The sequence below is a fragment of the Providencia sp. PROV080 genome (genome assembly GCF_033688105.1).
Lineage (GTDB): Bacteria > Pseudomonadota > Gammaproteobacteria > Enterobacterales > Enterobacteriaceae > Providencia > Providencia zhejiangensis.
On record NZ_CP096346.1, the window covers coordinates 1,055,229 to 1,082,026 of the forward strand.

Below are 26,798 nucleotides of genomic sequence, written 5' to 3' on the forward strand. Positions count from 1 at the left end.
TTTATCTACTATGAGTTCGTAGTTGTAACCGTTTCTTTCTCTTGTTTTTGTGTTTGTCTCGGTCGGAATATTGCTCACATGTTGGTGAAGTGTTTTGCCAAAGCAATTGCGCTAATGTACTTAGATTTGGACTAGCGAACAGATCAGTAATTGTAATATGGCTATAGCCATTTTTTTGTAGTGCTGCATGAAGTTGAACCAATTGTAAAGAGCTGGCACCTGCTTCGAAAAAATTTGTTTCAGGTGCTAACGTTATTCCAATAACTTGCTTAACAAGTTGTTGTAGTTTTTGTATTGTCTGACCTGTTTTTTGTGTATCAGTAGATTGTTTATAATGTGTGTTTTGATTATTTTTGGCATTGAAAACTGGGGTGATGACGAGATTATTGCATCTTGGTATAAGTTTATTTAGTGGCAATTGCCAAGATTGTGGTTCAGTAGCCAGTTTAGTGAGTATATGTTCATATTGCTGGAACATGGAAAAAATGGTTGTGTAGTCAAATAATTGTTCGACAAAATCCCAGTTTAAATATAATTCACCGTCTGACTCATATACTTGATGATCTAGCCATGTTTGTGGTGTTTGTGATATTCCCCAAACAGGTTTTAGCCATGAATGATGAGAAAGAAAACCTTCATCATGTTTATAGCCCAATGCACAGGTAAAAACGACAGGTATCTCTATATGAGACATCTGTCGTTGAATTGCCATTTCACGCATTACTTTGATGGCTGAAACACTACGATGTTGCATATCTTTATGTAAACGTTTTTGCATCATTGAGATACTGTTTGACCAAAGATCACAGGTATACCAATCGAGTAATTGTAATGAGGTAAAATCACCAAGTACTTCATTTATTTGAGGATGTACAGGATGCCGATTAAATAATGTCAAATTAATTGTTAACTCAGGGCTTTTACTCCATGCGGATAATGTGGCGCAATAAGCAGCAATCAAAAGTGCTGCTGGCGTAACATTATTTTGCTGAGCAACTTGTTGTAGTGCTTGCCAAACAGAAGTAGATAATGATGTTTGTAAACGCGAGAAGCGAGGTTGCACAATCTGTGCTGGATCTTTTATTAGTGGCAATTGTGGGGCTGGTGGTAATTGTGGTAAACGCGTTAACCAATATTCCCAATCATTTTGTGTGTTAATCGGATAGGCATCACAATCAATATAATCTCGAAAAGTAATATCTAGAGGGATAAATTGGTGATTTGGCTCCATATACAGTGTTTTTAGCTCACTGAAAAATATCTGCATACTCATTCCATCAAGGAATAAGTTATCAAGGCTAATAAAAATATGATCTGGTTGTTCTTTGGTCTTGATAACTTGAATAGTAAATAAAGGCCAAATTTCTGGATCATAAACAATGTTAGCAAGTTGAGCTCGTAATACTAGAAAAGCGTCACTTTTTTCTGTAGGGATATAATGCGTTTTAACGGAATAATAAGGAACTTTTTTAAGTACTTGTTGTTGTCCATTAATAATGACACCACGTAACATATCATGACGAGAAATCAACTGATTAATTGTACGTTCTAATTTAGGTACATCTAAATTTTCCGCTATAAAATGGACAAAAAAATGTGTACCAACACCCCCAAGTGTAAAATTATTTTGCCGTCCAACTAAGTAAGCTTGCTGAATATCAGTGAGTGGAAATGGATTGTATCTATACGCCTCGTTATGTGAAATTGCTGGCTGTTTTTCGAAAACTTCGCTCTGCTTTATATTTTGTGCAAAATCAGAAAGGATCGGATAAGCAAAGATATGCTCCAGTTCAACTTGGTAGCCAATATGGTTTAAATCAGAGATCAATCGAATAGCAACTAGGCTATCTCCCCCTTCACGAAAGAAATGACTGTGACGGTGTATCTTGTTGGTGCCAAGGAGCTTTTGCCATATTGTTATGATGATCTGTTCTTTACCATTGATAGGTTGTTGATTTAGGTATTCTTCTTGGTATTCCTGACAATACAATTTTAATGATTGGTTATCTATTTTGCCATTTGCGGTTAAGGGGAACTCAGTTAGAAAATAAATATGTTTTGGGATCATATAGTCTGGTAAAAATTGGCGCAAATCATGCTCTAGCTTATTTTTATCTGGTAAATAAATTTTTTCTGGTGCTTGGTATAACTGTGTCAATATTTCGCCGTTAACTCCTTCACTTTTATAAGTCGCAGTAGAAGCGCTAAAGATATCTTTGCATTTTTTTGCTGTTAATAATTCATCAGCAGGATCACTACCATTTTGTTGTAATAAAGAGATGCTTATCAGTGATTGTGCAGGGGCATGTAACACTTCTTGTATAAAAATCATTCCACTCGGAGCACAGAGTGAAACGAATTTTTGTATCTCTTTTTGTGGGCTGTCTAATCGATGAAGATAATTGTTCATCCAAATGATATCTGCACTATATCGATTTTTATGAAGAAATACTTCTGTAAGAGGCTCAGCATAACTATTTTGATAATCTGATAAATTTTGGTTAGCTTGCGTTACCATTGAAAGAGACTCATCAGTTAGCAGTAGGGTAACCATATTAGTGGGTAATCGTTGCAGAATATAATTTGCTGAAATACCGCTTCTAGCACCTAATTGAATGATTTTTATTGGCCTTTTTAGTGAATGATGAAGTTCTCTTATTTGTTGTAGTAAATTTTCTAAGGAGTAGTGCATTCCATCAATACGCATAGTGACTTGTTCTGGTGACCAATAGGGATCATCAAATAGTGTTAGAGCTGATTTTTTACCTTTGAGTATGTCTGTTAAATTGTTTTTGTGGCGCTGCAAATTTTCTATTAGCGTTCGCTGGGTACTATTAGTTGGGGGGGAATTGAGTGTAGTTTGTGGATATTGTGCTATTAAATTTAGCCAATTAGCCATTAATGACTGATAGCTAGCGATAATGCTATGGTCATCTGCTGATTTTTTTTCTGACAAGAGGTTGTCGAAATCAATATTTTGTTCAGTAAGATAATCATATAAAAATCCAGCTATGATTGCCGTTTCTTGGGATTGTTGTTGTACATTTATTGGGGTTGAGCGCAGATAGTAGAGGGGAGAAAAGGTGCTATTTGAACTGATAATATCCTGGTAATTACCCGAATTTAGTATCACAAAAGAGTGTAATGCTTTTTCTTTATTACCATTACCAAGGCATAGTGTAATCGCATTTTGCACACCCTGAAGCTTATTGAATGCAGCATCAATTTCCCCTGGTTCTATACGGTATCCGCCAATCTTAACTTGGCGGTCACGTCTTCCTAAAAATTCAAGTATACCGCCAGGGAGATATCTTCCCATATCACCTGTTTTATACCAATTTTCACCATTTTGTTTTACAAACTGTTGTGCTGTTTTTTCGGGATCGTTTAGGTAGCCTAACGCAACGCCTGCACCACCAATCCAAAGTTCTCCTGATACCCAATCAGGGCAATCTTCTCCTCTAGCATTAACAATACGATAACGTTGGTTGGATAAAGGATATCCATAAGGTATCGAGCTCCAGGATGGGTCTAATGTTGTGACATTAAAATAGTTAGACCAAATAGCGGCTTCTGTGGCACCTCCCATGGCGACTATTTGTCCATCAGGGCAGAAATTATAGTAACGTGTCGGGAGATCAAGCCCAATCCAATCTCCAGAGAGATAGATTAATAGCAGCGATTGTGGAATGGATGACCCTATTCCTTCTGCATAGGTTAGTAACATATCAAACAGTGCAGGTACGCTGTTCCAAAGTGTTATTTTATGTTGGTTAATAAGTCGTAACCATGCATCAGGATTACGGCGCTCATCTTCTTTAACTAATACAAGAGTCCCTCCGGCATTTAAAACACCGAAAATATCATAAACAGACAGATCAAAATGTAGTGCTGATATGGCAAGTACCCGATCTTTGTCTGAAATGTTATATCGCCGATTGAGATCAAGGCAGGTATTCATTGCGCTGGCATGGGATACAACAACACCTTTAGGCTCTCCAGTAGAACCTGAAGTATAAATAACATAAGCTGCTTGATGAGGAGATATATCTATATTGTGTAGTGGTTTATTCTCGGAGGGTTGAACTTTTTGCCAAACAATCCTGTTACAAAATGTAGCATAGATTGAATAGGATGGATCGCTATCAGATACGATGAGTAATGAAAGCTGAGCATTTTTAGCAATGCGGTTTATACGTTCTTCTGGTTGTAGTACATCAATCGGAACATAAGTTCCCCCCATTAATAAAATAGCCAGAACGCTAATGATTTGCCCTACTCCTTTTGGCATACATACACCAATTCTGTCTTCTGGTTTATAACCTTGTTGTATTATTTGATCACTGAGTATTGTTGCTTTAGATAATAATTTTTTGTAGCTCCATTCCTGAGAGTCGATATCAATGACAGCAATTTTTGATGAATTTGAATAATTATGGAAAATAGACTTATGCAGTGTATGTGGTAATAGTGAATTATCTTTTTTGATAACTGATATTCTATTTTTTAATTGTTTTTTAGGAATTAAATCAGGTTGGGTTTCAATCCAGGCATTAGGATCGTTGGCAAGTTGGCGTATACGAGAAATATAAACATCAAATATTGTTGTTATAACATCATTCCGGAACAAGTCATTGTTATAATCCCACTGTAAAACAATATTTCCACTTTTGTTAATTGCCATGTGATCAAGCCAAACTTGTGGGGTTTGTGATATTCCCCATCCTATAGAACCTAATACAGATTCTATATTTTTATCAATAAGTGGTTGATTAATATGGCTAGTAAAGACAACAGGACACCCATAAGGATGGGTGCCATTTTTACGAAGGTCTCTAATGATATCAATACCAGAATAATCAGAATGTTGCCAAGCTTCAATAAATGTATTTTGATTGTCTTTAGATAATGAAATTAATGGTCGATTGTCTGTTTTCATTTCTAAAAGAATGACATTAGTAAAATCAGCTATAATATTATTAACTGCAGGGGCTAATGGCTTTCTATCAAATAATGTAAAGTTGAGTAATAAGCTATTTTGGCCAGTCCATCTTGCAAGTACAGATGAGAAACAGGTTGCTAATGCAATGGAAGGTGTAATATTATTTTCTTTAGCCAAATTACTAAAGTTTTTCCATTCTTTTGAGCTAAATGTCCAGCTAAGGCGTTTAATTTTTATTTTATTTATTTTTTCTGGATCCATATATAATGGCAGAAGAGGAGAGTCTGGTAGGTTTGGGATTTTATTTTTCCAATATTGATATGCTGATTCTTTGTTTTCATACTGTTTTTTATCTTGTAAATAATGGTAAAAGTCATAGTGCTCATCTAACTGAGGCAGTATTTCTCCGCTCAATAATAAACAAAGTTCAGTAAAGAGTAATGAATAACTTGTACCATCTGCAATCAACATATCAATATTAGTACATAAACGATATCTGTTGTTAGGTAGCGATATCATGTGAAAATCAATTAACTGACCGCTTTCAACATTTAGTACCTGATGGCTTAATTTTTCCCGTAATTGTAAAAGTTTTTTCTCATACTCATCTTTTGGTAATTTACTAAAATCATGATATGTAACATATTTTCTATTTGGGTTAGGAGACCAAAATTGTGTACCCTGTTGGTGAAATACTATATTCAACATGGGATGACGTTTTGATAATAATACTAATGCTTTCTCTAAACTTTCCGGAGTAAATTTAGGGGTGCCATCAAATTCTTGATAAATTTGGCAAGCAACACCACCAAGAGTTTGTTTATTCAAACGGCCGACAAAATAGGCATGTTGTATAGGTGTAAGTGAAAACTCACCAGCATTTTTTATTGTTTTATGTGTATATATATTATCTTTTCTTTCTTTTTTATTTATATCTGATTTTTTTAATATTTTATACCATCCTTTTATTGTTGGATTTAAATACAAATCTTTTAATGTTATAGCATAACCATTTTTTTGGAAAATATATAAACATTGCATAAATCCAATTGAATCAAGACCTAATTTTATCAGATTGTCCTTATCTGAAAATTTATTTTTGTCAATGTTTATTTGCTTGGAACATAATTCTTTTATGTTATTAATATCACTTAATATTTTCATTTCTATACCTTAATTATGAGTTATTTATGGCGGAGGATTGCCATTGGTACAGTACTTGAGCTAATGTTTTCATGGACCAATCCTTCTCTTGATGCCTCCTTAATTACTTGTTCAATTCCAAAAGTATACCAATCTCTTTCTATATTAAAATTTCGTATGACTTTATCGTCTTCTATGATTTTAAAATTCATATTCCAACGAATAGCCTCTTGATCTATAGGTTTGCCACTTAAATAAATTTCATAGATATGGTTCCCTATTTTTTTACTATTTAATAGTATCTTAGAAATGTTACAAGGCGTATTAAACGGCATTGTATCTACCAAAATAGCACCTTTTTTTTCTAGCCCATTTGCAAGCTTATTCCATAATATTTTTCTATCATTCTGATTAAAATATCCTATACAGCCACATATAATAGCGGCAGAAAATGATTTTGGTAGAATGGTATTTTGAAATGTATCAGCAATCACAGTTACTTGGTGTTGTATTTCAGGTAACATCATAATTCTTGTCATTAGGCCAATACGCATAGATGCAGACGGTTCAATTGCAAAAATATGTATGTCTGGAAACATTTGCGCAATTATACTTAATTCTTGGCCAGTGCCGGAACCTATATTTAACCAGTTGCCTGTTTTTACTCCCATAAACTTCAAGGATTTTATAAATGTATCTTTACGAGTTTCCCAATGAGGTTCGCTTAAAATATCATACATTTCAGCAGACTGAGTATAATAATCTTCATAGTTATCCATTCTGTAATTACCTTATTCAATTTCCTACTAATTATACATATTGCTCAAAATTGTTTGATGAAATATTTAGTTTAAGGCGTTTTTTTATTAATTTAATGGAAATTAGTACTGCGATAAAAGTATAAATAGATGATATTGCAAAAACAAAATGATAAGACCAGTTCTCCGCTGTCCAAGTGCCTAATAGAGTAGCAATGATTGCTGTAAAAGCATTTGTACATTGGAAAATAGTGAAATCAATACCAGCTTGTTTCAATGAAGATAAGCTCATTAAACCAGTGTAAAAAGAAACTAGTCCTGCAGAAAAAAGAATATATTTGAACCCTATAAGTAAAAAAAGTATTTCATGTGGGATATATTTTATTCCTATAGCCATGGATATGAAAGTAAAAATTAAACCTTGTAAACCATAGGTAATGAAAATTGATTTCCATATGCCAAATACTTTTATTAATATACCACCTAAAAGTGTTCCAAATAGGCTTGCACAAAAATTGAAGCTTCCTATTAATAGTGCAATATTATTTAATGTAATATTTATATCTATTAATAGAGGTCCGGTAATCATATCTGTGATTCTGTTACCTCCTTCTAATAAAACTACTAATAAAATACCAATTCTTACCTCTTTTCGATTAAATGCATATGATAATTTGGGTATATGGTAAGTTTCAGATGTGGTTAGTCTATCTGATTCTTTAAAGTAGAGTGTTGGAATTGTAAGTAATATGATGGTTAGAGCTGATATAGCAAATGCAGTATTTAAGCTAAAATAACTGGAAATTAATAAAAAACCACTAGTGCCTAATAATGCTCCTATTTCTCCTCCGCCAACTTGGGCAATATTTCCCCACCCTCTATTACTTGCCTTAATCTGTTCTACCGCCATGCCATCACATGCAATGTCAATAGTCGATGTTAAGAATGCACATAGGATAAATATTCCAAAAATCCAAAGATTATTCAGTTTGCTTATATTATCGTTAGGGTTTATTAGAATAAGTAAAAAAACTAAAAGAGCAACCAATGATTGACCAATAAGAATCAAGTTACGTGAACGGCGAAATTTTTTTCCAAAAGGTAATCTCAGGCGTTCAATAAATGGAGACCATAAAAATTTAAGTGTCCAAGGAAGCATAAAAAGTGAAGTCAATCCAATTAAAGAGAGAGAAAATCCTTCACTTCTTAGTAAGGTTGGTACAGATTGCATGATAATCATTGATATAAGGGTTTGGGTGATATAAACCCCACCTATAGCCATAATGATCCTTCTGTTGGCTGATAACTCATAACAGATTGATTTATAGCAGCAATGATCCTTTTGTTTTTTGTCATTGGTTTGCACTCTATTAACCCACCTTAATATTCATGTTTTCTGTTACTCAGCACACTTTCATAAGTATATATAATTTTCATGCTCAAAATGTGATCAACCTCAAATAATAATAACAATGCAAATGATATTAATTCGCATTAACATTTCGGCGTAAAGTGCCATTGCACATTTTGGGGTTTATATGGAAAATAAAGGAACTTTATTTAAATCTATATCTTTTGTAGCGGCTACAATGGTAACAGTAAGCTCTGTAGCTGCCACAGAACAGCATGATAATACAATAACTGTTACTGCAACTAAGCGCATTCAAAGTAGTTTTGATGTAATTGGTAATGTGAATGTTCAAACTGATGAACAGTTAAAAAAATCTTTAGTTAATCAAACTGATGATTTGAGCGCAGTTTTTCCTGAGTTGTTATCTGCAAACCGAAGTTCGCGTATTTATAACAATATGACTCTTCGGGGCCAATCTTCGGCCGATTTCTTTTCTCCAAGTTTGGGACTGTTTGTTGATGGTGCTCCCCAGCTTTCTCAATCGTATGCTCAATCTCTTCAAGGGGTTGAGCAAGTTGAGCTACTTAAAGGCCCACAAGGAGTTATTTATGGGCGTGGCACATTGGGAGGGATTATCAGTGTTATTACCAAAAAACCCAGTAGTCACGCTGAAGCATGGTTAGGGGGGCAATATTTTGGTCAAGGGGAAAGAATCAATACAGGAGGAAGCACTGGCTACATGGAAAACGGCTGGGCTTTTCAGGGGAATGTTAGTCTCGATAGAAATAATGGTTCTTTGAACAATCCAGCATGGGATAAAAAAAATGTTGATAGCAGAGATATAAAAGCTGGATGGTTGTCTGCTAATTATATTTCCCCTGATACATTATTTGAGTCTAATTTAAAAGTAGGTGGAGAAAATTACCATTCTCATGAGGAATATTTTGTTCCTTTTTCACCTCTTTCACGTTCAAAAATTGATACTGAATGGTTATATGAAACACCTAATCTTAAACGTAAATTAAAAAATATTTCCTGGAATACAGGTTATGATTTTAATGATGAATGGAAGTTTAAAACGATACTTTCTTATCAAAATATGGATATAGATAGATTGTTTATGGACGGAACGTTACAAGATGATTCTCAGGATATTTTGTATTCAGAAGCAAGAGCTAATTATGAGGGGGGGGATCTAAGTGGAATTATAGGGGTATCATTTCAAAAGATGGGTTATAGACATGATAATTTATCTGTAGGGAAAGTCGGAATGGGAGGAAAAAAATCTGATAATGATATTTATAATTACTCTGGATATTTTGATGGTGCATACAGGATAAATGACAATTGGGAGTTAGGTGCAGGGGCTCGTTTTTCTCACGAAAAAGCAAAAACTCGAATGATTATTTTAGAAAAAGGAAAAGGTGAGTCTAATTATAATAATAATGCAGTTTTTAATGCCTTTATTCCACGAGCAAGTATCGCCTGGCTTCCAAATGAGCAGAATCGTATATGGTTTGGAGTTGGCCGCGGTTTTAAACCTGGTGGTTTTAACAAAGAAGGGGTTGATAAACTAGCTCTGACTTCTTATAAATCGGAAATTGCCACGGAAATGGAATTAGGTTGGAAATGGCACAGTGTTAATGATAACCATATGGCCGAAATTACTTTATATCAAATAGATAGTAAAGATGTTCAAGGATATGTAGGTGTTATTGGTTATCAGGCATTATCTAATATGGGAGATTCAAGAAGTCGAGGGATAGAATATCTTTGGAAATCAAAGCTTACCCCTAATCATAGTATTTCACTGGGTGGCATGTTCAATCAATCAGAGTTTACCAGTGGAGAACATAAAAATAAAAGACCTGCTTATACTCCTAGTTATAGTTCATTAATTTCATGGGAGGGCTTATATGGCAAGGAGCAAAAGTGGTCTTCTCGGATTGCAGTCAGATTTAATGGACCATTTTACTTTAATGAGCAAAATAATTTAGAACAAGGGCATTATACTGTTGTTGATGCATCAATATCATGGCACCCTACAAAGCAATATGAACTTAGTATCTATGCGAAAAATATTGGTGATGCTTTATATCGAACGTATGCATTTGGTAATAAAGCACAGCTAGGTAATCCGAGAGAGATCGGGGTTCAGGGAAGTATTAACTTTTAGGGTATAGTAAAATCCGCCTGCGCCAAAAAGCGGGTTTTTATTGTCAGCCTTAAACCACCACCTAAGCAGGTGATGATTGACCCTGTGAGGCTATAGCCTGAAGGAAACCCATGTTAAAAAACTACCTCTTACTCACCACAAGTAAAGAGGAAATAACATGGGTTTATACAGAAGTTCATCACATGTGTATTGACGTTGCAAATATCATCTAGTTTGGACTCCTAAATATCGTTATAATATATTGAAAGATAAAGTAGGAAAAGAGCTTTATAGAATAATTTATATTCTCTGCATTATGAAAGACTGTGAAGTATTGGTGCTAAATGTTCAGCCAGACCATGCTTATTTAGTTGTAATGATCCCACCTAAACTATCAATATCAACACTAATGGGAGTCCTGAAAGGACGTAGTACGATAAGGTTATATAATCGATTTCCACATATACGTAAGAAACTTTGGGGTAATCATTTTTGGGCTAGGGGATATTTTGCTGATACGGTGGGGGTTAATGAAGTCATCATTAGGCGTTATGTAAGGCATCAGGATAAAGTTGATCAAGAGCTCGACCAACAAATGGAATTGTTGGGGGATTAATAAAGAATATAGCCCCCTTATAGGGGGCCCAATTTAAAACCACCTCTTTTAGAGGCGGTATTTTACACCCGCCGTTTTCTTTTTTTTCGGAAAACTAATTTCCTATTGAGAGCGCTTGCTTTTCTGCGCACAGTGTGCCTGTGACTTTATTTTGTTAACTCAGGACAGAAAATGCGTATGAAAACTCTCCCGATATGTCTTGCCCTGACCTCACTGTTGTTGGGGGGCTGTGCAGACAAGCCAGCCCAGCCTACGGAAGCGGCGGCAGACATCGCGATTCCGCTCAACGTCGGTTATGCTCAGCCGCTGCTCCCAGATATTTATCCGTCAGCCCCGGAAGTGGTGCGTTATGACCGTTACCGGCTGGTTGATATTTCGCCTTCACAGGCACAGCGTTACCCGCTGGAACAAATTGTTCATCTGCGTATTCCTGCTTCCGTCTCCCCGACAGTCGGGGATGCGCTACATTATGCCCTGCGTGATTCCGGATATCGTCTGTGCACGTCCGATGGACAGGCGAACCACCTTTATCGTTTGCCGTTACCCGCTGTTCATTATCAGATGGGATCGATCCGCCTGAATGTGGCGTTACAGATCCTTGTCGGTCCGGCCTGGCAGTTGTGGGTGGATGATGTGCAACGGGAAGTGTGTTACCGACTTCGTCCGGAATACACGCCATCTGCGCCGGATGCAGGAATGAGCGGCGCTTCATCCGTCTCTGTGGTCACCCCACTTTCTGCGGGCAGTACGCCATTACCGGTGCCACCGGTGCTTAACACTTCCACTGGTCATACCGATGTGAATAAGGTTCATCGCGGAGGGTGGCTGAAATGACTCATTCTGAAGAATTGTCCGTAACCCCATTACATAAAAAAATTTACCGGGGGGTGATTGTGACGGGCGTGGTCGCCTGTGCTCTGGTGGCCGGTATCCCGCTGTTTATCCACAGTAATGTTATCAGTTCACACTCAGAGGCTCTGTCACAACTCGGACAACGATTACAGGCGATTGAGATGAAGATGGCTGACTCTGTCACGGATGACCGGATGAATGCGCAACTGGACGTGCTCCGTCAGGGGCTGACGACGCTAAAACAGGATGTGGCATCACAGCGCGACACCCTCAGAACGGTGACAGCACAGCTGGCGGTGGCCGGCAAACCGGATGAACAGATCGCCGTACTGTCTGACGGGCTGGAAAAACGGCTGGCACAACTGGAAACCCGCCAGGCACAGTGGGCACTGGCGTTACATCAGTTGCAGGAACAGCGTCAGCCGGAACAAAAAACGGTCAATCCCCCGGTTGTCAGGGCAAAACCCGCCACGCCGGAAACTTCCCGTCTCGGGGCTTCTGTCCGTCCATCCCGGACCGTGCCGTTTCAGTTAACCGCGATTGAACAGCGGGGCGGTCGTCTTCTTGCCGCACTGGCTCCTGCGGATATTCGTCAGCTGGGGCAGGTACAGTTACTGCCGGTAGGCGGACGTTATCAGGGCTGGGAAATGACCGACATTCAGACTGATCGTGTGACATTACGTTATCAGGGGCGCACAGTGACGTTGCGCCTGCCATAAAAGGAATGCCGTGATGAAAAACATAAGATGCGTGGTTTTACTGGGTGGGTGTCTGATGTCCGCACCGCTGACAGCTGCACAGTCTGTTTCCGGGGCAACCCGACCGGTTCAGATTGAGGCGGGGAAATCGGCTGAGAGTCAGACACAGTCATTGCAGTATGAGGCGCAGGAATGGGGACTGAGTGCGGAGGAGTATGCCCGTTTTGAGGCGCTGATGAAAGGGCGGCGCGGTATTCAGTCTCCCGGACTGGATCCCCTGACGACATTGGGTATTGAGGCCCGGTCAGACGAAGAGCGCCGCCGGCTGGCTGAAAAGTGGGTACAGCAGGAATTTGCCAGGGCAGAAAAAGAGCTGGCGTTTCAGCGGGAAGTAGATGCTGCCTGGAAGCGGCTCTATGGTCAGGTATTACCGGTCAGTCTGGGAACATTCGGCAGGATGGAACAGGGAACAGCGCAGCGCCGGCAGGCACTGTTTGTGCAGGCGGAAAATTGTAGCGCGTGTGATGCCCGTCTGGCTACTCTGCTGGCCGGCAAACAGCCGTTTGATATTTATGTGCTGGGGACAAAGGGGGATGATAACCGCCTGAGGGCTTGGGCCAGACAAAAAAATATCCCGGCAGAGCGCGTCAGAAAGCGGGAAATTACGTTAAATCATGATGGCGGTCTCTCGCTTCAGTACGGACTGACCACCACACCGGTGGTGATGCAACAGTTACCGGATGGGCGGTGGCGTCCGCTCACACCTTAATCCGGAGGCGTGATGCGTAAAAATTCCCTGCTCACTCTTGTCCTGCTGCTGTTTTCCGTGCCGTTACCGGCTCGGGAGGTGCCGCCGGGCTACCGTGAGGTGGCCCGGCAGGAGAATGTACCAGCAGAAGCCCTGTATTCCCTGGCACTGACGGAGTCATCCTGGACATTACCGGCACATCACCCGCAGGCCGGTGAAATCCATCCCTGGCCGTGGACGCTGAATGTGGCTGGTAAAGGATACCGTTATCCGACACGGCAGGCCGCCTGGCAGGCTTTACAGTCGTTTTTACAGACGACATCCCCCAGACGTATTGATGTGGGGATTGCACAGGTGAACTGGGGCTGGAACGGGCATCACTTCCGTTCCGCCTGGGAGGCCTTTGATCCTTATACCAATTTGCATGTGGCCGCCCGCATCCTGCGCCGCTGTTATGAGGCGTCACCGGGTAGTTGGATCCGTGCCGCCGGCTGTTATCACCATCCGGCGGGCGGTCAGCCCGCAGTACGCTATAAAAATAGTGTCCGGCGTCAGCTGGCGACACTGACGGGCGGTACACAACCCGTTCCCGCTCATTTACCGGCAGTCAGTACAGATCGGGCTGTATCGTTTGTGTGGATAGAACCGGAGAACAAAACCGATGCGAAATAATCCTGAAGAAAAGACAACGCGAGCCTTTTATCCCCTGCCCGTCTTGGGGATGCTGCTGTTTTGCGCAGCCGGCGGCAGTCAGGCGGCATTAACGGTGGTGGCGGATTATGGCGGGCAACCGGCAGCACCTTTTTATGACGCGATAAATAATGCCCCGAATGAATGGACAGCAAAGCCGGCGTCCCGCCCTCTGCCGTCCGTGATGGCCCCGTCAATGGTGTTGCCGGTTGAGACACCGGAAATGACGCCGGGGGAGGTGGATGACCGCGTCCTGCATTTACCGGGGATTGGGGCACTGTATCTGGTGGGGGATGATCCGTTATCCCGGGCATGGCTCACACAGCACGCAGCCCAGCTGAATGCAATGAATGCGGCCGGGATGGTGGTGAATGTGAAATCGGAAACCGGGTTACAGGCGCTTCAGGCGCTGGCTCAGGGAGGACTGCTCTCCCCAGCTTCTGGCACCGATTTAGCTCACCGTCTTCAGTTATCACATTACCCAGTTCTGATCACGGAAACCGGGTTGACCCAGCAGGTGAAGTAATGTTACCGCCGATATGGCCTTCAGATGGGGTTGACTCCCCGGCATTCTGGTTGGCCGTGCTGATGTGGTGCGTGTTCTTTGTTGTGATGAGACTCCTGGGGAAAAAAAACCGTCCTGCCCGCCGTCATCGTCACTGTCACGGGAAAGAATCGCGTGTACCGGAAAAAGAAAATCCGTCAGATCCTCCCTGGGGTTGAGTGCAGTGAGCACATTGTTTTCCGGACGTGTCGGTGAATTTTCAAACAGTGTTTCCAGTGGAAACGCTGGATGATTTTTGAACACTGTTTCCACTGGAAACACCGGTGAATTTTTAAACACTGTTTTCCGGGGTAACACCAAAAAAGAGTTTGAGAGAATGAGTGATCGTTATGTGATAGAGGCCTGGCTGCGACCGGCCGTGGAATTGAACAGTGCTCTGGTGTCCGGCGGGGCGGCGTTTGTGTGTGCGGTAGCGCCCTGGGCAGTGGCATTGTCTCCGTCCGTGAGTTATGTCACCGCCGGTGCGTTTGCCGGTTTTTCCGCATTGCGGGCACATCAGGGATTCCGGGTATTACGTTACCGCCGGAATCTCCGGCGTCTGCCCCGCTATCAGGTGACGTCGGCACAGGTGCCGGTCAGCCGGCAGCGTCTGTTTCTGGGAAAAGGGTTTCAGTGGCAGCAAAAACACACGCAACGCCTGCTGGAAACCCAGCGTCCGGAAGTGGAGCGGTATGTTCAGCCGCCGGCACATTACCGGCTGGCCCGGCAGTTTGAACTCCGTTTTGAATCCCGTTTTCCGGCGGTTTGCCGGCTTTTGCAAAAAGACAGTTGGCTGAATCCGGTCCGCCCGCTGACGCCGGTGGGGGGGAATCCGGTGTTACACGGTGTGGAGCCGGATGAGGTGAATGTGACCATGGATTTGCGTGAACGGGTTGGTCATATGCTGGTACTGGGGACCACCCGTGTCGGCAAAACCCGTCTGGCGGAAGTGCTGATCACTCAGGATATCCGCCGGGGGAATATCACGATTGTTTTTGATCCGAAAGGGGATGCGGATTTATTGCGCCGGATGTGGGCGGAAGCGCATCGTGCGGGGCGCAGTGAGGAGTTTTATGTTTTTCACTTGGGCTGGCCTGATATCAGTGCCCGTTATAACGCCATCGGGCGTTTTGGCCGAGTATCGGAAGTCGCGGGGCGGGTTGCCGGCCAGTTATCCGGGGAAGGGAACAGCGCGGCGTTCCGGGAGTTTGCCTGGCGGTTTGTTAATATCATTGCCCGGGCACTGGTTGCTCTGGGGGAGCGTCCGGATTATGCCAAAATTTTACGTTATGTCACCAATATCGGGGAACTCTATCAGACATATTCGATGCAGGTGATTAAAGCACAACTACCTGATTTGTTTGCCCAAATCGAGAATGCGCAGAACGCGCTGACGGTCGAGGATGTGCCCCGTCATCTGCAAAGTGATCCGAAAGCTGTGGCTATCTGGGCAACGGAGCTGGCGTTAAGTAGTGAGAAAGGGAAAAAAATCTATGATCCGATTTTGGACGGGCTGCGCAGTGCGATCCGTTATGACCGGACCTATTTTGATAAAATAGTGGCTTCTCTGCTGCCGTTACTGGAAAAACTGACTACCGGAAAAACTGCCGCCCTGTTGTCGCCGGATTACACCAATATGCAGGATCCCCGTCCGATTTTTGACTGGCAGCAGGTGATTCGGAAAAAAGGGATTGTATATGTCGGGCTGGATGCGTTATCGGATGCGGAAGTGGCGGCAGCGGTGGGGAATTCCATGTTTGCGGATTTGGTCTCGGTAGCCGGGCATATTTATAAATTCGGGACTCAGGATGGACTGCCGGAGGATGAGCACGCCGGAAAATTACCGATCAGCCTGCATTGCGATGAATTTAATGAACTGATGGGGGATGAATTTATTCCGTTACTGAACAAGAGCGGCGGCGCGGGGATTGAAGTGACGGCCTACACACAGACCTGGTCTGATATTGAAGCCCGGCTGGGGAATGCGGCGAAATCGGCGCAGGTCACCGGTAACTTTAATACGCTGGTGATGTTGCGTGTCCGTGAACTGATGACCGCGAAATTACTGACGGAACAGTTACCGGAAGTGGATATTTACACCAAAACCCTGGTATCCGGGATCACCGATATTTCCAATCCGAGGCAGGGGAGTGATTTTACCTCCAATACCCAGGACAGGGTCAGTATGGTGGCTAAACCGCTGCTGTTACCGGCAGATATTATTCAGTTACCGAAAGGACAGGCGTTTGCGCTGCTGGAAGGCGGGAAGTTATGGAAAATCAGGATGCCCCTGCCGGCGGCAGAGGCTGATGCCCTGATGCCACCGGATTTACAAAAAATCGCACAGTATATGGAGAAAAATTACCGTACCGGCGAAACTTGGTGGACTGCGTCATCATTTTCGGATGCGCGGCATGACAGCGGCGGTATGAATGTGGCTGAGATGGCACCGGATACCGAAGGGGGCAACGATGGCAACTGCTGAGGTACGTCAGGAAACCCCGCGTCACCCGGCAAAAGACCCCGGTTTGCCGGCTAAATTGTTGTGGCACTGGCCGTGGGCCATCATCGGGGTATTACTGGCCTCCTGGGTATGCAGTCTGTTGATTGAGTGGGTCGGGATTGCGTTTTTCTGGGCGGACGAAGGGGCGGAGCACAGCCGGCAGGTGATGTTAACCGAGAGCGGGTATCTGTCAGAAGGGTTTACCCGTAGTCTGCTGATGTCCAGTCCGGCGCAGTGGCTGGCTCATACCGTTGAACAGGCATACCGGTGGCTGTTTGTGGAGTCCGGGCTGATGGAGAGCTGGCAGAACGTGTATCCTGTCAGCGGGAATGCAGTTGCCCGTGAACTGGATGACTGGCGGATTTGGTTTGTGTCCGAGCTGAGAGACTATCTGCTGGCGACGGTTTATGTGACGCTGACCTTTTTTATCCGGGTGACTATTCTGGTGCTGTCGATGCCCCTGTTTGTTATGGTGCTGTTGGTGGGCATGGTGGAAGGCTTTAACCGGCGTGATTTGCGGCGTTATGGTGCCGGGTATGAATCCAGTTTTGTGTATCACCACGCCAAGCGTTTTGTTAAGCCGGCCTTTTTTGTTCCGTGCATGATTTATCTGTCCTGGCCGTCTGCCATTTACCCTAATCTGGTGTTGTTACCGGCGGCTCTGTTGTTCGGGCTTGCGGTGGCAGTGGCTACCGCGTCATTTAAAAAATATTTATAGGCGCTGGGCAGAGACACACAACACTTGTTTTTGTGTGTCTCTGTCAGCAGACAAGCGGCTAGGCCGCGCGTCAGTGGTGTGATGGGGTTATCCTGCGCTGATTGATGGATTGATGAGTGTGAGCAGTAAATAAAGTGGCGGGTTGTCTGTCGTGATGAGTTGCCAGCCACATTGTGTCAGCAGTTCAGCTAGTGCGGCGATATCACCTCCGATTTTTACAGGTAGGTGTGCGGTCTGATGACCGTCAGTATCAAAAGCCTGCTCCAGTGCATTTTTGGATAAACAGATGGTGTTGCTGAGCGTATCCGGGCTCACCGCATGTCGTCTGTGCCACGATTTATCACTCAATAACTGATAGGCAAAGCCTGCCTCCTTGGCCGATTCAAGCGCATAAGTGAGCCGGAACAGATCGCTCTGCTCGTGTAATGCGCCTGTACAGGAGCGGTACAGATAATCCAGTTTTTGTGGCAGTTTGGCCCGGCTCCCCAGTGTACGTCCCTGTTGAAGCAGCCAGTCAATATCCGGCGTAACGTCACGGTCAAAACGGCGTTGCTTTTTGGCGGTTGCCAGCCAGCGTATTAAAAACAGGTTTTTCTGCATGTCGGACTGCACCAGCCCCTCCCTGCGGGCCAGATGCAGGGCAACCAGTGCACACCAGGCAAAATGCCCAGTTTTTCGGGTGATGGTCTGACTCATAGGCTCACTTTTATTTATTCATTTCAGCTATTTTCGCAAAAAGCAAGCAATATAAAATTAAAAAATTTGGAAAACTAATTGTTTGCTGTTTTTTCTGTCCGCCTTTTTTACCCTGACTCCACGTTAACCGTCTTTAAGGAGTCGTTATGCGATTATTTTCTCCGCTTATTTCCCTGTTTGCGTTGGTTGTCAGTGCATTTGGGGTATTGCCTGCTCAGGCCGCTGAAAAAGATGAACTGGCGCTGACGTTAAAGCAGCTCGATCACATCCAGGCCAGCCTGGAGCGCGCCCGTATTCAGGCAAATCAGGACAATCACGCCCGTTTTTATTTTGATTATTCCCGCGCCTCCAGAGAGGTGGAGATTATCCGGCAGGGGATTGTCCGCTATCTGGAGCCTTCCCGGGCCCAGCCCACGATGCCGGTTAATGTGGCGGAGCCGCTGCGCGGGGATTACCGCCGGGAGCAGCGATGAATCCGTCACAGCAGGCGGCATTTGAGGCTGCTGCCGGCTCGGGGATGTCTCCGGCTGTTCTGAATCTGTTGTGTATCGGGGCATTACTGGCGGTGCTGTTTTTATGGGCAGCCTGGGGACTGGTTGATGTTTACCGGGGCTGGGCAAATGAAAATGTTCGTACTGCAAGGGTGGGGCAGTTTGCTGTCCGGGCAGTGATATTACTGGTGGTCTGCATCTGGATGTTTGCCAGTTGAGTGTGCTGTTTAATTTATTTTACAGAATGAAAGGTCATTTTATGGATATGAAATCATTTTGGGGACGTGGTGTCCGTCGTATTGGTGCGTCAGTGGTGACGTTATTCACTTTATTCAGTCTGATGCCGGCGTATGCCGCACTGCCTTCGGTGGAACCCCCTTCTTCCGGTGGCGGCGGCGGACTGATGGACACCATTAAAGGCTATCTTAATGACGGCATTGTGATTGGCGGGCTGGTTGTGGCTGCGACGGCTTTTATCGTGGTGGCCATTGCCGCGGTCACCACGTTCAATGAAGTGCGCGACCAAAAGGCTGGCTGGGGTAAATTCGGTACAATTATTGTAGTCGGTGTCGTCCTGATTGTGGCGGTCGTCTGGCTGGCCGGAAAATCCGCCACTATTATTTTTTAAGCGGAGGCAACGATGCAGACCATCGATTTTATGCCGGATCGCTTAAATGCAGAGCCCACCGTCTTTCGCGGATTTACCACCCATGAAATGTTTGCCGCCGCCGGTGTCGGTTGTGTGGGCGGGAGCGTTATCAGTATCCCGCTGTTACCGCTGGCCGGGTGGGTGATCCTGCCGACCGGCGCGTTGATAATGCCGCTGTTGGTGGTGTTTTTTGGCGGCACTTTTCTGACCCGTATCAAACGCGGAAAACCGGAAAATTATCTCTACCGCCGATTGTCCTGGAAACTGCAAACCGGGTTTGCCCGCACATTGCCGCTGACCGGACGGCTGACTGAAAAATCCCTCATCACCGTATCTCAGGGCTGGTTTTTACGCCGGACGCAGGCGCTGTCACTGTGCCGGTATATCGCCGGAGGCCGCCATGAGTAAATTTCGTCATGCCCTGCAAAACCGGGACCAGCACATTCTGACACTGCGGATGATCTGCGGGGTGCTGGTGCTCTGCCTGTTTGTGGCCTTTGCCGGCTGGATGCGGGCGCCGGCTAAACTGACGATCCATAATCCGCCGGATTTGCGCTCCGGCAGTACCCGGGCATGGTGGGAAGTGCCGCTGCCGACGGTGTACGCTTTCAGCTTTTATATTTTTCAGCAACTGAATGCCTGGCCGAAAGACGGCGAGGTGGATTATCCGCGAAAGATTGCACAGCTCAGTGCCTATCTGACGCCGTCCTGCCGGGCGTATTTTGAGAAAGAGGCCGCTTACCGTACTACGCTCGGGGAGCTGAAAGGGCGTTCCCGGGTGGTGTATGAGATCCCGGGACGCGGGTTCAGTGAGGATAAAGTCCGGGTGATTGACCGGGATAACTGGATCGTGCGCCTGGATTTGGTAGCGGATGAATATTTTAGCGCGGAGCCGGTCAAGCGAGCGACGGTACGTTATCCGGTGAAAGTGGTGCGCTGGGAGGGCGATCCGGAAAGTAATCCGTTTGGTCTGGCCCTGGACTGCTATGACGGGCTGCCTCAGCGTCTGGAAGCGGCGGAGCAGAATAAGGAGGTCAGTCAATGAGCATAAAACGTCATCTGACGGCCTGTGCTCTGGGGATTTCGGCGGTGTTTTCTGTGGCCGCTCTGCCGCTGCCGGTGCAGGCGGTAGAGCTGGTCCGCTGGGAGCGTATTCCGTTACCGGTTTCTCTGCATGTGGGGGAAGAGCGCATTGTGTTTGTGGAAAAAAATGTGCGTGTCGGTTTTCCACCGTCTCTGAATGAGAAACTGCGGATCCAGAGTACCGGAGGGGCGGTGTACCTGCGGGCGGAAAGCGCCTTCCCGCAGACCCGCCTTCAGTTACAGGATGTGGAAAGCGGGGAAATCCTGTTGCTGGATGTGACGGCCACTGCCGGTAAAGGGAAGCTGGAGCCGGTGCGGGTGGTGTACAGCGGTGAAGTCAGTACGCAGCGTGACAGTCAGAGCGTCAGACGCAGCGGGCAGGCTGCGGGGGCAGCAGCCGATGCCGTACCGGAAAGCGTGGACCGCAAAGCGAAAACCCGTTATCCGGCGCCGTTACCGGTCTTACTGACCCGTTATGCCGCCCAGAGTCTGTATGCACCGTTAAGAACAGTGGAGCCGGTGTCCGGCGTACAACCTTTGCCACTGACCTTACCAAAAACACTGACAGCACTCTACCCGTCTGAACCACTGATCGCGCGGCCGCTGGCCGGCTGGCAGGCGGCGGAGTACCGGGTGGTGGCGGTGAAACTGACCAATCAGTCCGCTCAGAAAGTCGTGCTGGATCCCCGTCAGTTGCAGGGGCAGTTTGTCAGCGCCACGTTCCAGCATCAGTGGCTGGACGCGAAGGGCACACCGGAGGATACCACCACAGTGTATCTGGTGATGAAAGGCAAACCGGATAAGGCGTTTCCTGCGGAGCCGCCTGTCCGGAGGACGGGAGGGAAAGCCCGATGAAAGTGAAATCCAATACGCTGGTCAAAATTCTGGTGCCGTCCGCACTGGCGTTGGCGGTGCTGATTGGTATCAAAAGCTGCCAGCCCGACACGCCGGTCACCGGCAGCGGACAGGACAACCTGTCTCAGTCAATCAATGACCTTGACCCAGGGGAGCTGAAGTCACTCGGGATTGAGGGGGATACCCCGGCCGATACACTGAGGACGCTGATTGGCACTATGAAAACGGTACGTGACCGTCAGGCGGAATTGATCGCCCAGAATGAGAAATTGCTGGAAGAGAATGCGCAGCTGCGTAACCGGCAGCAGAATGTGTCGGGGCAGATCCAGTCTGCGGTGGCTTCCGTCCGTCAGGAAGCGGAGAGTCAGCAGCGTGCCCTGCAACAGGAGCAGCAGACACTGATGCGGCGTCTGGATAGCCTGGGGGAAACGCTGACAGCATCAGGTGGTCAGCCGGCTCAGGGCAGCGGACAAGGCGATATTCCGCTGGGACTGGGGCTGGATACCGGGGGCAGCGGACTGACGGTGAAAGACGGGTTGCTGTGGGCTGAGCCGCAGGATGCACAACCGGCTGAACCGGGGCGGATGGTGAACGGACAACCGGCTAAACCGGCGTTTCCGACCTCTTTTCTGGAGGATAACGCCATTACCCGTCAGAAAGCGGAACTGGACCGGGTGGCCAAAAATCAGCGCACGCTCTCCGGTACAGTGGACGGTGAGGCCCATACCGAACCGGCGTACACGATACCGGAGAATGCCACCCTGGTGGGCAGCCAGGCGATGACGGCGTTGCTGGGGCGGGTGCCCATTGACGGTAAAGTGACCGATCCGTATCCGTTCAAGGTGGTGGTGGGAAAAGACAACCTCACGGCGAACGGCATTGAGTTACCGGATGTGGAAGGGGCGGTGATCAGCGGCTCGGCCACCGGTGACTGGACATTGTCCTGTGTGCGCGGGGATATCACCTCGATCACCTTTGTTTTTACGGACGGCACGATCCGCACGGTGCCGAAGCCGGCTGACCGGACGGACGGCGGCAGTCAGGCCAACAGCGGACAGAATGCCCGTAATAACGGCGGGTCGCTCGGCTGGATTTCAGATGAGAGCGGGATCCCGTGTATCAGCGGTGAACGTAAAACCAATGCCGGCACCTATCTGCCGACCCTGTTTGCCCTGACGGCAGCGGCCTCGGCCGGGGATGCGATGTCGCAGAGTCAGTATACCGCGCAGAACAACGGGTACGGTATCACCTCCTCGCTCTCTGGGGATGCGGGGAAAGCGGCGCTGGGCAGTGCCATCGGCGGCGGGTTTAAGGATGTGGCGGACTGGGTGAAATCCCGCTACGGGCAGACCTTTGATGCGGTGTATGTGCCGCCGGGGCAGAAAGTCGCGGTGCATATCAGCCGTCAGATCCCGGTGGATTATGAATCGCAGGGACGCCGGGTGAATTACGGTTTTTCACTGACAGAGGGTGAGGAAGGAGGTCTGGAGTGACGTATTTTGCGAAGCCGGGGGTGCTGGCTGTGACGCCGGTGACGTTTCCGCTGGTGTTTGTGTTCAGTGCCGGACAGGCCGGTTGTACTGGAAGTCATTTTTGCCTGACGGTGGCCGGTCATCAGGTGTTTGATGAGGAGCAACAGCAGCTGATTGCCGGCATGTCACCGGCGACGATACAGCTGGCGTGGCAGAGTACCGCCGGTGAGACGCCCGGGGCGGTTCTGTCTGTGGGCCGTCACCGGGTGGGGCTGAGTGACAACGACATTACCGTTTACCGGTTTGCCCCGCGGGATGAGGCGTGGCCGCAGGACAGTGACTGGGATCGCCTGCTGTACACCGTTTTTAAAGGGGAGGCGCCGGATAAAGCCGGCTGGCAATGTGTGCCTTTTTCACTATCTGAACTGAGCTGTCACGGTGAGTTTGCCCGGCTGACCTGCCGGGGGGCGATCCTGAAGGGCGCGGGAGGCGTCATATCATGAGAATGATGAAATGTGTGATGAAAAGCAGAGTGCTGTGCGCACTGGTGTTGTTGCTGGCCGGCTGTGCCACCTCCAAAGAGGAGCTGCTGCCGGCGGGAAACAGCGACATGATGGCCATCTGGTCCGGCAGACAGGCTGATCCGAACGGTGCGGCGGACAGCCGGACGGTGACGGAGACCGCCCGCAGCGCCCTGCGACGCGCCCTGACGAATGATGAAGCCGCGCGCCTTCAGCAGGCGGACACCGCGTATACCCGGACACAAAGCAGTGAGATCCATCAGCAGTTTCCGCGTCTGCCGAACCCGGACATGGTGATGTATGTGTTCCCGCATCTCTCGGCCGGCAATCTGCCGGTGCCGGGATACAGTACGGTGTTTCCGTTTTACCATCAAGTGCAGTATGCCCTGCCGGGTGAGCGTGTGGAGGGCTTGTGATGGGATTTTCATTATTCCGCTCACGCCGGAAAGCGCAGGCGGTTTCTGCTGAAAAAACGGATGAAAACAAGGCTGACAAAACCGTACACCGCAGTACACCGGCAGAGAATGCCGGTTTAGGCCGTCAGCCGCTTTCCCGGCCGGGAAAAATGACCCGGGCGGATGAGCAGAAGATTTACCATGCGAATCCGTCCTTTATTGATTACCTGCCCTGGGTGGAATTTCTGGATGAGGAGCAATGCCTGCTGCTTGATGACGGGGTGTCGGTCGGGGCGGTGTATGCCGTTGAGCCGGCGCCGACGGAAGGGCGCTCTGCCGGCCGTCTGCTCGAAATCCGGGATGCGGTGGAGGATGCGCTTCAGGACAGTCTGGATGAGCATGATGATAACCCGTGGGTGGTGCAGTTTTTTTGTCAGGATGAGGACGACGTGAGCGTCACACTGGCCACATTGCGGGACTATATCCTGCCGGCGGCCCGGGGCACCGCGTTTACCGAAGCCTGGCTGACCGAAATGGCGCGTCATTTACGGGGGATTGCCCGTCCGGAAGGGCTGTTTAAGGACACGGAGGTGACCGGACAACCCTGGCGCGGACAGCAGCGCCGGACCCGGATGGTGGTTTACCGCCGGCTGGGGAACAGCTATACCGATCCGATGCCGCCGGTGGCGATGCTCAATCAGATGTGTGACCGGCTGGTCAGCAGTCTGGGCAGTGCCGGCGTGCAGTGTGTCCGCCAGGACGGGAGGCAGGTGCATCAGTGGCTGCTGCGTCATTTCAATCCGGCCCCTGACTGGGTGGACCGGGAGACGCTGTACCGGGAAGGGGCGTACTGGCCGGCGGCGGAGGAAGCCCCGGGCACCCTGCCGGTGCTGAAGGATTTTGCGGAAACGCTGTGGTTTACCCCGCCCCGGTCGGATGTGGAAAACGGCGTGTGGTGGTTTGATAACCTGGCGCACGGTGTGGTGAATATCGAAAAACTGCGTAAAGCCCCGGGGCCGGGGCACCTGACCGGGGAGCAGAAGCGCGGTGACAAAAATATCAATGCGCTGATGGACCTGTTTCCGGAAGGGACGATGCTGTCGATGACCATCGTCACACAGCCTCAGGATACGCTGGAGCAGGAATTTACCCGGCTGGGGAAAAACTCGGTGGGGGAAAACACCGACTCGCAACGTACCCGCCGGGACGTGGAAACCGCCAGAGGTTTACTGGGGCACCGCCATAAGCTTTACCGGGCCTCCCTGTCATTGCTGCTGCGTGCCGGCTCGGTGGAGGAACTGAACAAAAAGCGCGTGGATCTGACGGCCACGCTGCTGAATGCCGGTCTGGAGCCGGTGAAGCCGGAATATGATGTGGCGCCGCTGAACGGGTATCTGCGTGCCCTGCCGATGTGTTTTGACCCGCAGACGGATAAAAAACACTGGTATACCCGGCTGACCTGGGTACAGCACCTGGCCGGATTACTGCCGGTGACCGGGCGCACCAGCGGCACCGGGCATCCCGGCTGGAGTTTCTTTAACCGGGGCGGCGGGGTGCTGACCTTTGATCCGCAGAATAAACAGGATCGTACCCAGAATGCGCATCTGCTGTTATTCGGTCCCACCGGGGCCGGTAAATCCGCCACCTTATGCGCACAGTTATCGCAGCTGATGGCGGTCCGCCGTCCGCGTCTGTTTATTGCGGAGGCCGGTAACTCCTTTGGTTTACTGGCGGACTATTACGCCAGTCTGGGGCTGAGTGTCAATAAGGTCAGTGTCAAGCCCGGCAGCGGGGTGCGTCTGCCGCTGTTTGCGGATGCGCATCAGCTGCTGATGATGGATGAACAGCGTCTGGCACTGAATGCGGATGAACTGCCAGAGACGGACAGTGAATCTGAGGATGATGACGGGCAGCGTGACATTCTGGGGGAAATGGAAATCTCCGCCCGCATGATGATCACCGGCGGGGATGTGCGGGAAGAAGCGGAGCTGAAGCGGGCTGACCGGGCGATGATCCGCCGGGCGCTGATGGCGGGGGCCCGGGCGTCTTATGCCGCCGACCGGCAGATGCTGCCGGCGGATTTGCAGGAGGCGCTGTATGCCCTCTCCCGGGGGGAAGGTGAAGAGGAAGGGCGGGCATTAAATCCGCAGCGCCGGGCGAAAGCGGCCGAAATGGCGGAATCCCTGGGGATGTTTACCGAACCGGGCAGTTTTGAGCATGAGCTGTTTAATCTGCCGGGGGAGCTGTGGCCGGAGGCGGATGTGACCCTGATTGATTTGGGGCACCTGGCGCGGGAAGGGTATGAGGCCCAGATGGCGCTGACGATGGTGAGTCTTATCAACTCCATCAACAATATTGCCGAGCGGGATCAGTACCGGGCCCGGGACATTAATTTTGTGGTGGATGAGGCGCATATCGTGACGGTCAACCCGCTGTTATCCCCCTATGTGACCAAAGTGGTGAAAATGTGGCGGAAACTGGGGGCCTGGCTGTGGCTGGCGACCCAGAACCTCGATGACTATCCGGACTGTGCCGAGAAAATGCTCAATATGGCGGAGTGGTGGGTGTGTCTGACGATGCCGCAGAAAGAGGTGGAGGCAATCGCCCGCTTTAAGACGCTCAGTGAGGAGCAGAAACAGGTGCTGCTGTCCGCAGCCAAACTCTCCGGCTGTTACACGGAAGGGGTGGTGCTGGCGCGGAAAGTGGAGGCGCTGTTCCGGGTGGTACAGCCGAGCTTATATCTGGCGCTGGGGATGACGGAAAAAGAGGAGAAGCAGCAACGGCGGGTGCTGATGGAGCAATACGGATGCAGTGAGCTGGAAGCGGCGTTCAGGGTGGCAGATGAACTTGACCGGAAACGGGGGTTACCGCCCCGGGTGCCGGGATGATGAAACGGGTGGAGCAGGGAGTGGGTAAAC

The 26,798-nt window shown here is 47.8% G+C and carries 22 protein-coding genes and 1 pseudogene; 19 read left to right on the forward strand and 4 right to left on the reverse strand.

Annotated elements, in window-relative coordinates:
- Position 1: 1 nt before the first annotated feature.
- Genes M1F03_RS04460 through M1F03_RS04470 form a run of 3 tightly spaced genes read right to left on the reverse strand, consistent with a single transcriptional unit; the run spans position 2 to position 8,125 of the window.
- Positions 2 to 6,106, reverse strand: coding sequence for a non-ribosomal peptide synthetase (locus M1F03_RS04460; RefSeq protein WP_004239721.1), 6,105 nt, complete (start codon positions 6,104 to 6,106; stop codon positions 2 to 4).
- A 20-nt stretch (positions 6,107 to 6,126) separates the two neighbouring features.
- A complete protein-coding gene (locus M1F03_RS04465) occupies positions 6,127 to 6,864 on the reverse strand; it encodes a class I SAM-dependent methyltransferase (RefSeq protein ID WP_000371013.1) in 738 nt (245 codons plus the stop codon).
- A 31-nt stretch (positions 6,865 to 6,895) separates the two neighbouring features.
- Complete coding sequence (locus M1F03_RS04470) at positions 6,896 to 8,125, reverse strand: MFS transporter (protein WP_000974234.1); 1,230 nt, start codon at positions 8,123 to 8,125, stop codon at positions 6,896 to 6,898.
- Positions 8,126 to 8,381: 256 nt separating this feature from the next.
- Between M1F03_RS04470 and M1F03_RS04475 the strand changes: the two genes are divergently transcribed.
- From M1F03_RS04475 to M1F03_RS04515, 9 genes and pseudogenes are all read left to right on the forward strand, one after another.
- On the forward strand, positions 8,382 to 10,370 hold the full coding sequence (locus M1F03_RS04475) for a TonB-dependent receptor (protein WP_000428182.1): 1,989 nt from the start codon (positions 8,382 to 8,384) through the stop codon (positions 10,368 to 10,370).
- Positions 10,371 to 10,527: 157 nt separating this feature from the next.
- Positions 10,528 to 10,965 (forward strand): annotated as a pseudogene (gene tnpA, locus M1F03_RS04480) (IS200/IS605 family transposase).
- A 171-nt stretch (positions 10,966 to 11,136) separates the two neighbouring features.
- On the forward strand, positions 11,137 to 11,799 hold the full coding sequence (locus M1F03_RS04485) for a PilL N-terminal domain-containing protein (protein ID WP_004239720.1): 663 nt from the start codon (positions 11,137 to 11,139) through the stop codon (positions 11,797 to 11,799).
- Positions 11,796 to 12,536, forward strand: coding sequence for a hypothetical protein (locus M1F03_RS04490; RefSeq protein ID WP_000149725.1), 741 nt, complete (start codon positions 11,796 to 11,798; stop codon positions 12,534 to 12,536). Before M1F03_RS04485 ends, M1F03_RS04490 begins: the two co-directional genes overlap by 4 nt.
- Positions 12,537 to 12,549: 13 nt before the next feature.
- Positions 12,550 to 13,284, forward strand: a complete 735-nt coding sequence (locus M1F03_RS04495) for a TIGR03759 family integrating conjugative element protein (RefSeq protein ID WP_000790124.1) — start codon at positions 12,550 to 12,552, stop codon at positions 13,282 to 13,284.
- A 12-nt stretch (positions 13,285 to 13,296) separates the two neighbouring features.
- Entirely contained in the window at positions 13,297 to 13,935 is a 639-nt protein-coding gene (locus tag M1F03_RS04500; protein ID WP_004239718.1) for a transglycosylase SLT domain-containing protein, read from the forward strand.
- Positions 13,925 to 14,479: an integrating conjugative element protein gene (locus tag M1F03_RS04505; protein ID WP_004245750.1), complete on the forward strand. Its 555-nt coding sequence runs from the start codon at positions 13,925 to 13,927 to the stop codon at positions 14,477 to 14,479. Before M1F03_RS04500 ends, M1F03_RS04505 begins: the two co-directional genes overlap by 11 nt.
- 355 nt (positions 14,480 to 14,834) lie before the next feature.
- On the forward strand, positions 14,835 to 16,982 hold the full coding sequence (gene traD, locus M1F03_RS04510; RefSeq protein ID WP_012368437.1) for a type IV conjugative transfer system coupling protein TraD: 2,148 nt from the start codon (positions 14,835 to 14,837) through the stop codon (positions 16,980 to 16,982).
- Positions 16,969 to 17,718, forward strand: a complete 750-nt coding sequence (locus M1F03_RS04515) for a TIGR03747 family integrating conjugative element membrane protein (protein WP_000179437.1) — start codon at positions 16,969 to 16,971, stop codon at positions 17,716 to 17,718. The genes traD and M1F03_RS04515 overlap by 14 nt, the downstream gene beginning before the upstream one ends.
- Positions 17,719 to 17,805: 87 nt before the next feature.
- On the opposite strand, the gene M1F03_RS04520 is transcribed toward M1F03_RS04515, so the two are convergent.
- The gene (locus M1F03_RS04520; protein ID WP_004239713.1) at positions 17,806 to 18,414 is read right to left on the reverse strand and encodes a DUF2913 family protein; all 609 of its coding nucleotides are present in this window, start codon (positions 18,412 to 18,414) and stop codon (positions 17,806 to 17,808) included.
- A 146-nt stretch (positions 18,415 to 18,560) separates the two neighbouring features.
- Here M1F03_RS04520 and M1F03_RS04525 point away from each other — a divergent pair, with 146 nt between their 5' ends.
- Genes M1F03_RS04525 through M1F03_RS04570 form a run of 10 tightly spaced genes read left to right on the forward strand, consistent with a single transcriptional unit; the run spans position 18,561 to position 26,768 of the window.
- Entirely contained in the window at positions 18,561 to 18,887 is a 327-nt protein-coding gene (locus tag M1F03_RS04525; RefSeq protein WP_004239712.1) for an RAQPRD family integrative conjugative element protein, read from the forward strand.
- The gene (locus M1F03_RS04530) at positions 18,884 to 19,123 is read left to right on the forward strand and encodes a TIGR03758 family integrating conjugative element protein (protein ID WP_001070025.1); all 240 of its coding nucleotides are present in this window, start codon (positions 18,884 to 18,886) and stop codon (positions 19,121 to 19,123) included. Before M1F03_RS04525 ends, M1F03_RS04530 begins: the two co-directional genes overlap by 4 nt.
- A gap of 47 nt (positions 19,124 to 19,170) precedes the next feature.
- On the forward strand, positions 19,171 to 19,533 hold the full coding sequence (locus tag M1F03_RS04535; RefSeq protein WP_073557142.1) for a TIGR03745 family integrating conjugative element membrane protein: 363 nt from the start codon (positions 19,171 to 19,173) through the stop codon (positions 19,531 to 19,533).
- Positions 19,534 to 19,545: 12 nt separating this feature from the next.
- Complete coding sequence (locus tag M1F03_RS04540) at positions 19,546 to 19,962, forward strand: TIGR03750 family conjugal transfer protein (protein WP_004239708.1); 417 nt, start codon at positions 19,546 to 19,548, stop codon at positions 19,960 to 19,962.
- A complete protein-coding gene (locus M1F03_RS04545) occupies positions 19,955 to 20,599 on the forward strand; it encodes a PFL_4703 family integrating conjugative element protein (protein ID WP_000033152.1) in 645 nt (214 codons plus the stop codon). Before M1F03_RS04540 ends, M1F03_RS04545 begins: the two co-directional genes overlap by 8 nt.
- Positions 20,596 to 21,492, forward strand: a complete 897-nt coding sequence (locus tag M1F03_RS04550) for a TIGR03749 family integrating conjugative element protein (RefSeq protein ID WP_000023746.1) — start codon at positions 20,596 to 20,598, stop codon at positions 21,490 to 21,492. The genes M1F03_RS04545 and M1F03_RS04550 overlap by 4 nt, the downstream gene beginning before the upstream one ends.
- On the forward strand, positions 21,489 to 22,985 hold the full coding sequence (locus tag M1F03_RS04555) for a TIGR03752 family integrating conjugative element protein (RefSeq protein WP_004239706.1): 1,497 nt from the start codon (positions 21,489 to 21,491) through the stop codon (positions 22,983 to 22,985). Before M1F03_RS04550 ends, M1F03_RS04555 begins: the two co-directional genes overlap by 4 nt.
- Positions 22,982 to 23,467: a hypothetical protein gene (locus M1F03_RS04560; RefSeq protein WP_004239705.1), complete on the forward strand. Its 486-nt coding sequence runs from the start codon at positions 22,982 to 22,984 to the stop codon at positions 23,465 to 23,467. Before M1F03_RS04555 ends, M1F03_RS04560 begins: the two co-directional genes overlap by 4 nt.
- The gene (locus M1F03_RS04565; RefSeq protein ID WP_004245744.1) at positions 23,464 to 23,901 is read left to right on the forward strand and encodes a TIGR03751 family conjugal transfer lipoprotein; all 438 of its coding nucleotides are present in this window, start codon (positions 23,464 to 23,466) and stop codon (positions 23,899 to 23,901) included. The genes M1F03_RS04560 and M1F03_RS04565 overlap by 4 nt, the downstream gene beginning before the upstream one ends.
- Complete coding sequence (locus M1F03_RS04570) at positions 23,901 to 26,768, forward strand: conjugative transfer ATPase (protein ID WP_004239701.1); 2,868 nt, start codon at positions 23,901 to 23,903, stop codon at positions 26,766 to 26,768. The genes M1F03_RS04565 and M1F03_RS04570 overlap by 1 nt, the downstream gene beginning before the upstream one ends.
- Positions 26,769 to 26,798 lie beyond the last annotated feature (30 nt).

Coding starts and splice junctions, on each gene's coding strand:
- M1F03_RS04495 (WP_000790124.1), top strand. CDS start 12,550: ATGAAAAACATAAGATGCGTGGTTTTACTGGGTGGGTGTCTGATGTCC.
- M1F03_RS04540 (WP_004239708.1), top strand. CDS start 19,546: ATGCAGACCATCGATTTTATGCCGGATCGCTTAAATGCAGAGCCCACC.
- M1F03_RS04515 (WP_000179437.1), top strand. CDS start 16,969: ATGGCAACTGCTGAGGTACGTCAGGAAACCCCGCGTCACCCGGCAAAA.
- M1F03_RS04490 (WP_000149725.1), top strand. CDS start 11,796: ATGACTCATTCTGAAGAATTGTCCGTAACCCCATTACATAAAAAAATT.
- M1F03_RS04475 (WP_000428182.1), top strand. CDS start 8,382: ATGGAAAATAAAGGAACTTTATTTAAATCTATATCTTTTGTAGCGGCT.
- M1F03_RS04530 (WP_001070025.1), top strand. CDS start 18,884: ATGAATCCGTCACAGCAGGCGGCATTTGAGGCTGCTGCCGGCTCGGGG.
- M1F03_RS04470 (WP_000974234.1), bottom strand. CDS start 8,125: ATGGCTATAGGTGGGGTTTATATCACCCAAACCCTTATATCAATGATT.
- M1F03_RS04505 (WP_004245750.1), top strand. CDS start 13,925: ATGCGAAATAATCCTGAAGAAAAGACAACGCGAGCCTTTTATCCCCTG.
- M1F03_RS04545 (WP_000033152.1), top strand. CDS start 19,955: ATGAGTAAATTTCGTCATGCCCTGCAAAACCGGGACCAGCACATTCTG.
- M1F03_RS04525 (WP_004239712.1), top strand. CDS start 18,561: ATGCGATTATTTTCTCCGCTTATTTCCCTGTTTGCGTTGGTTGTCAGT.
- M1F03_RS04565 (WP_004245744.1), top strand. CDS start 23,464: ATGAGAATGATGAAATGTGTGATGAAAAGCAGAGTGCTGTGCGCACTG.
- M1F03_RS04520 (WP_004239713.1), bottom strand. CDS start 18,414: ATGAGTCAGACCATCACCCGAAAAACTGGGCATTTTGCCTGGTGTGCA.
- M1F03_RS04550 (WP_000023746.1), top strand. CDS start 20,596: ATGAGCATAAAACGTCATCTGACGGCCTGTGCTCTGGGGATTTCGGCG.
- M1F03_RS04485 (WP_004239720.1), top strand. CDS start 11,137: ATGCGTATGAAAACTCTCCCGATATGTCTTGCCCTGACCTCACTGTTG.
- M1F03_RS04570 (WP_004239701.1), top strand. CDS start 23,901: ATGGGATTTTCATTATTCCGCTCACGCCGGAAAGCGCAGGCGGTTTCT.
- M1F03_RS04535 (WP_073557142.1), top strand. CDS start 19,171: ATGAAATCATTTTGGGGACGTGGTGTCCGTCGTATTGGTGCGTCAGTG.
- traD (WP_012368437.1), top strand. CDS start 14,835: ATGAGTGATCGTTATGTGATAGAGGCCTGGCTGCGACCGGCCGTGGAA.
- M1F03_RS04465 (WP_000371013.1), bottom strand. CDS start 6,864: ATGGATAACTATGAAGATTATTATACTCAGTCTGCTGAAATGTATGAT.
- M1F03_RS04500 (WP_004239718.1), top strand. CDS start 13,297: ATGCGTAAAAATTCCCTGCTCACTCTTGTCCTGCTGCTGTTTTCCGTG.
- M1F03_RS04555 (WP_004239706.1), top strand. CDS start 21,489: ATGAAAGTGAAATCCAATACGCTGGTCAAAATTCTGGTGCCGTCCGCA.
- M1F03_RS04460 (WP_004239721.1), bottom strand. CDS start 6,106: ATGAAAATATTAAGTGATATTAATAACATAAAAGAATTATGTTCCAAG.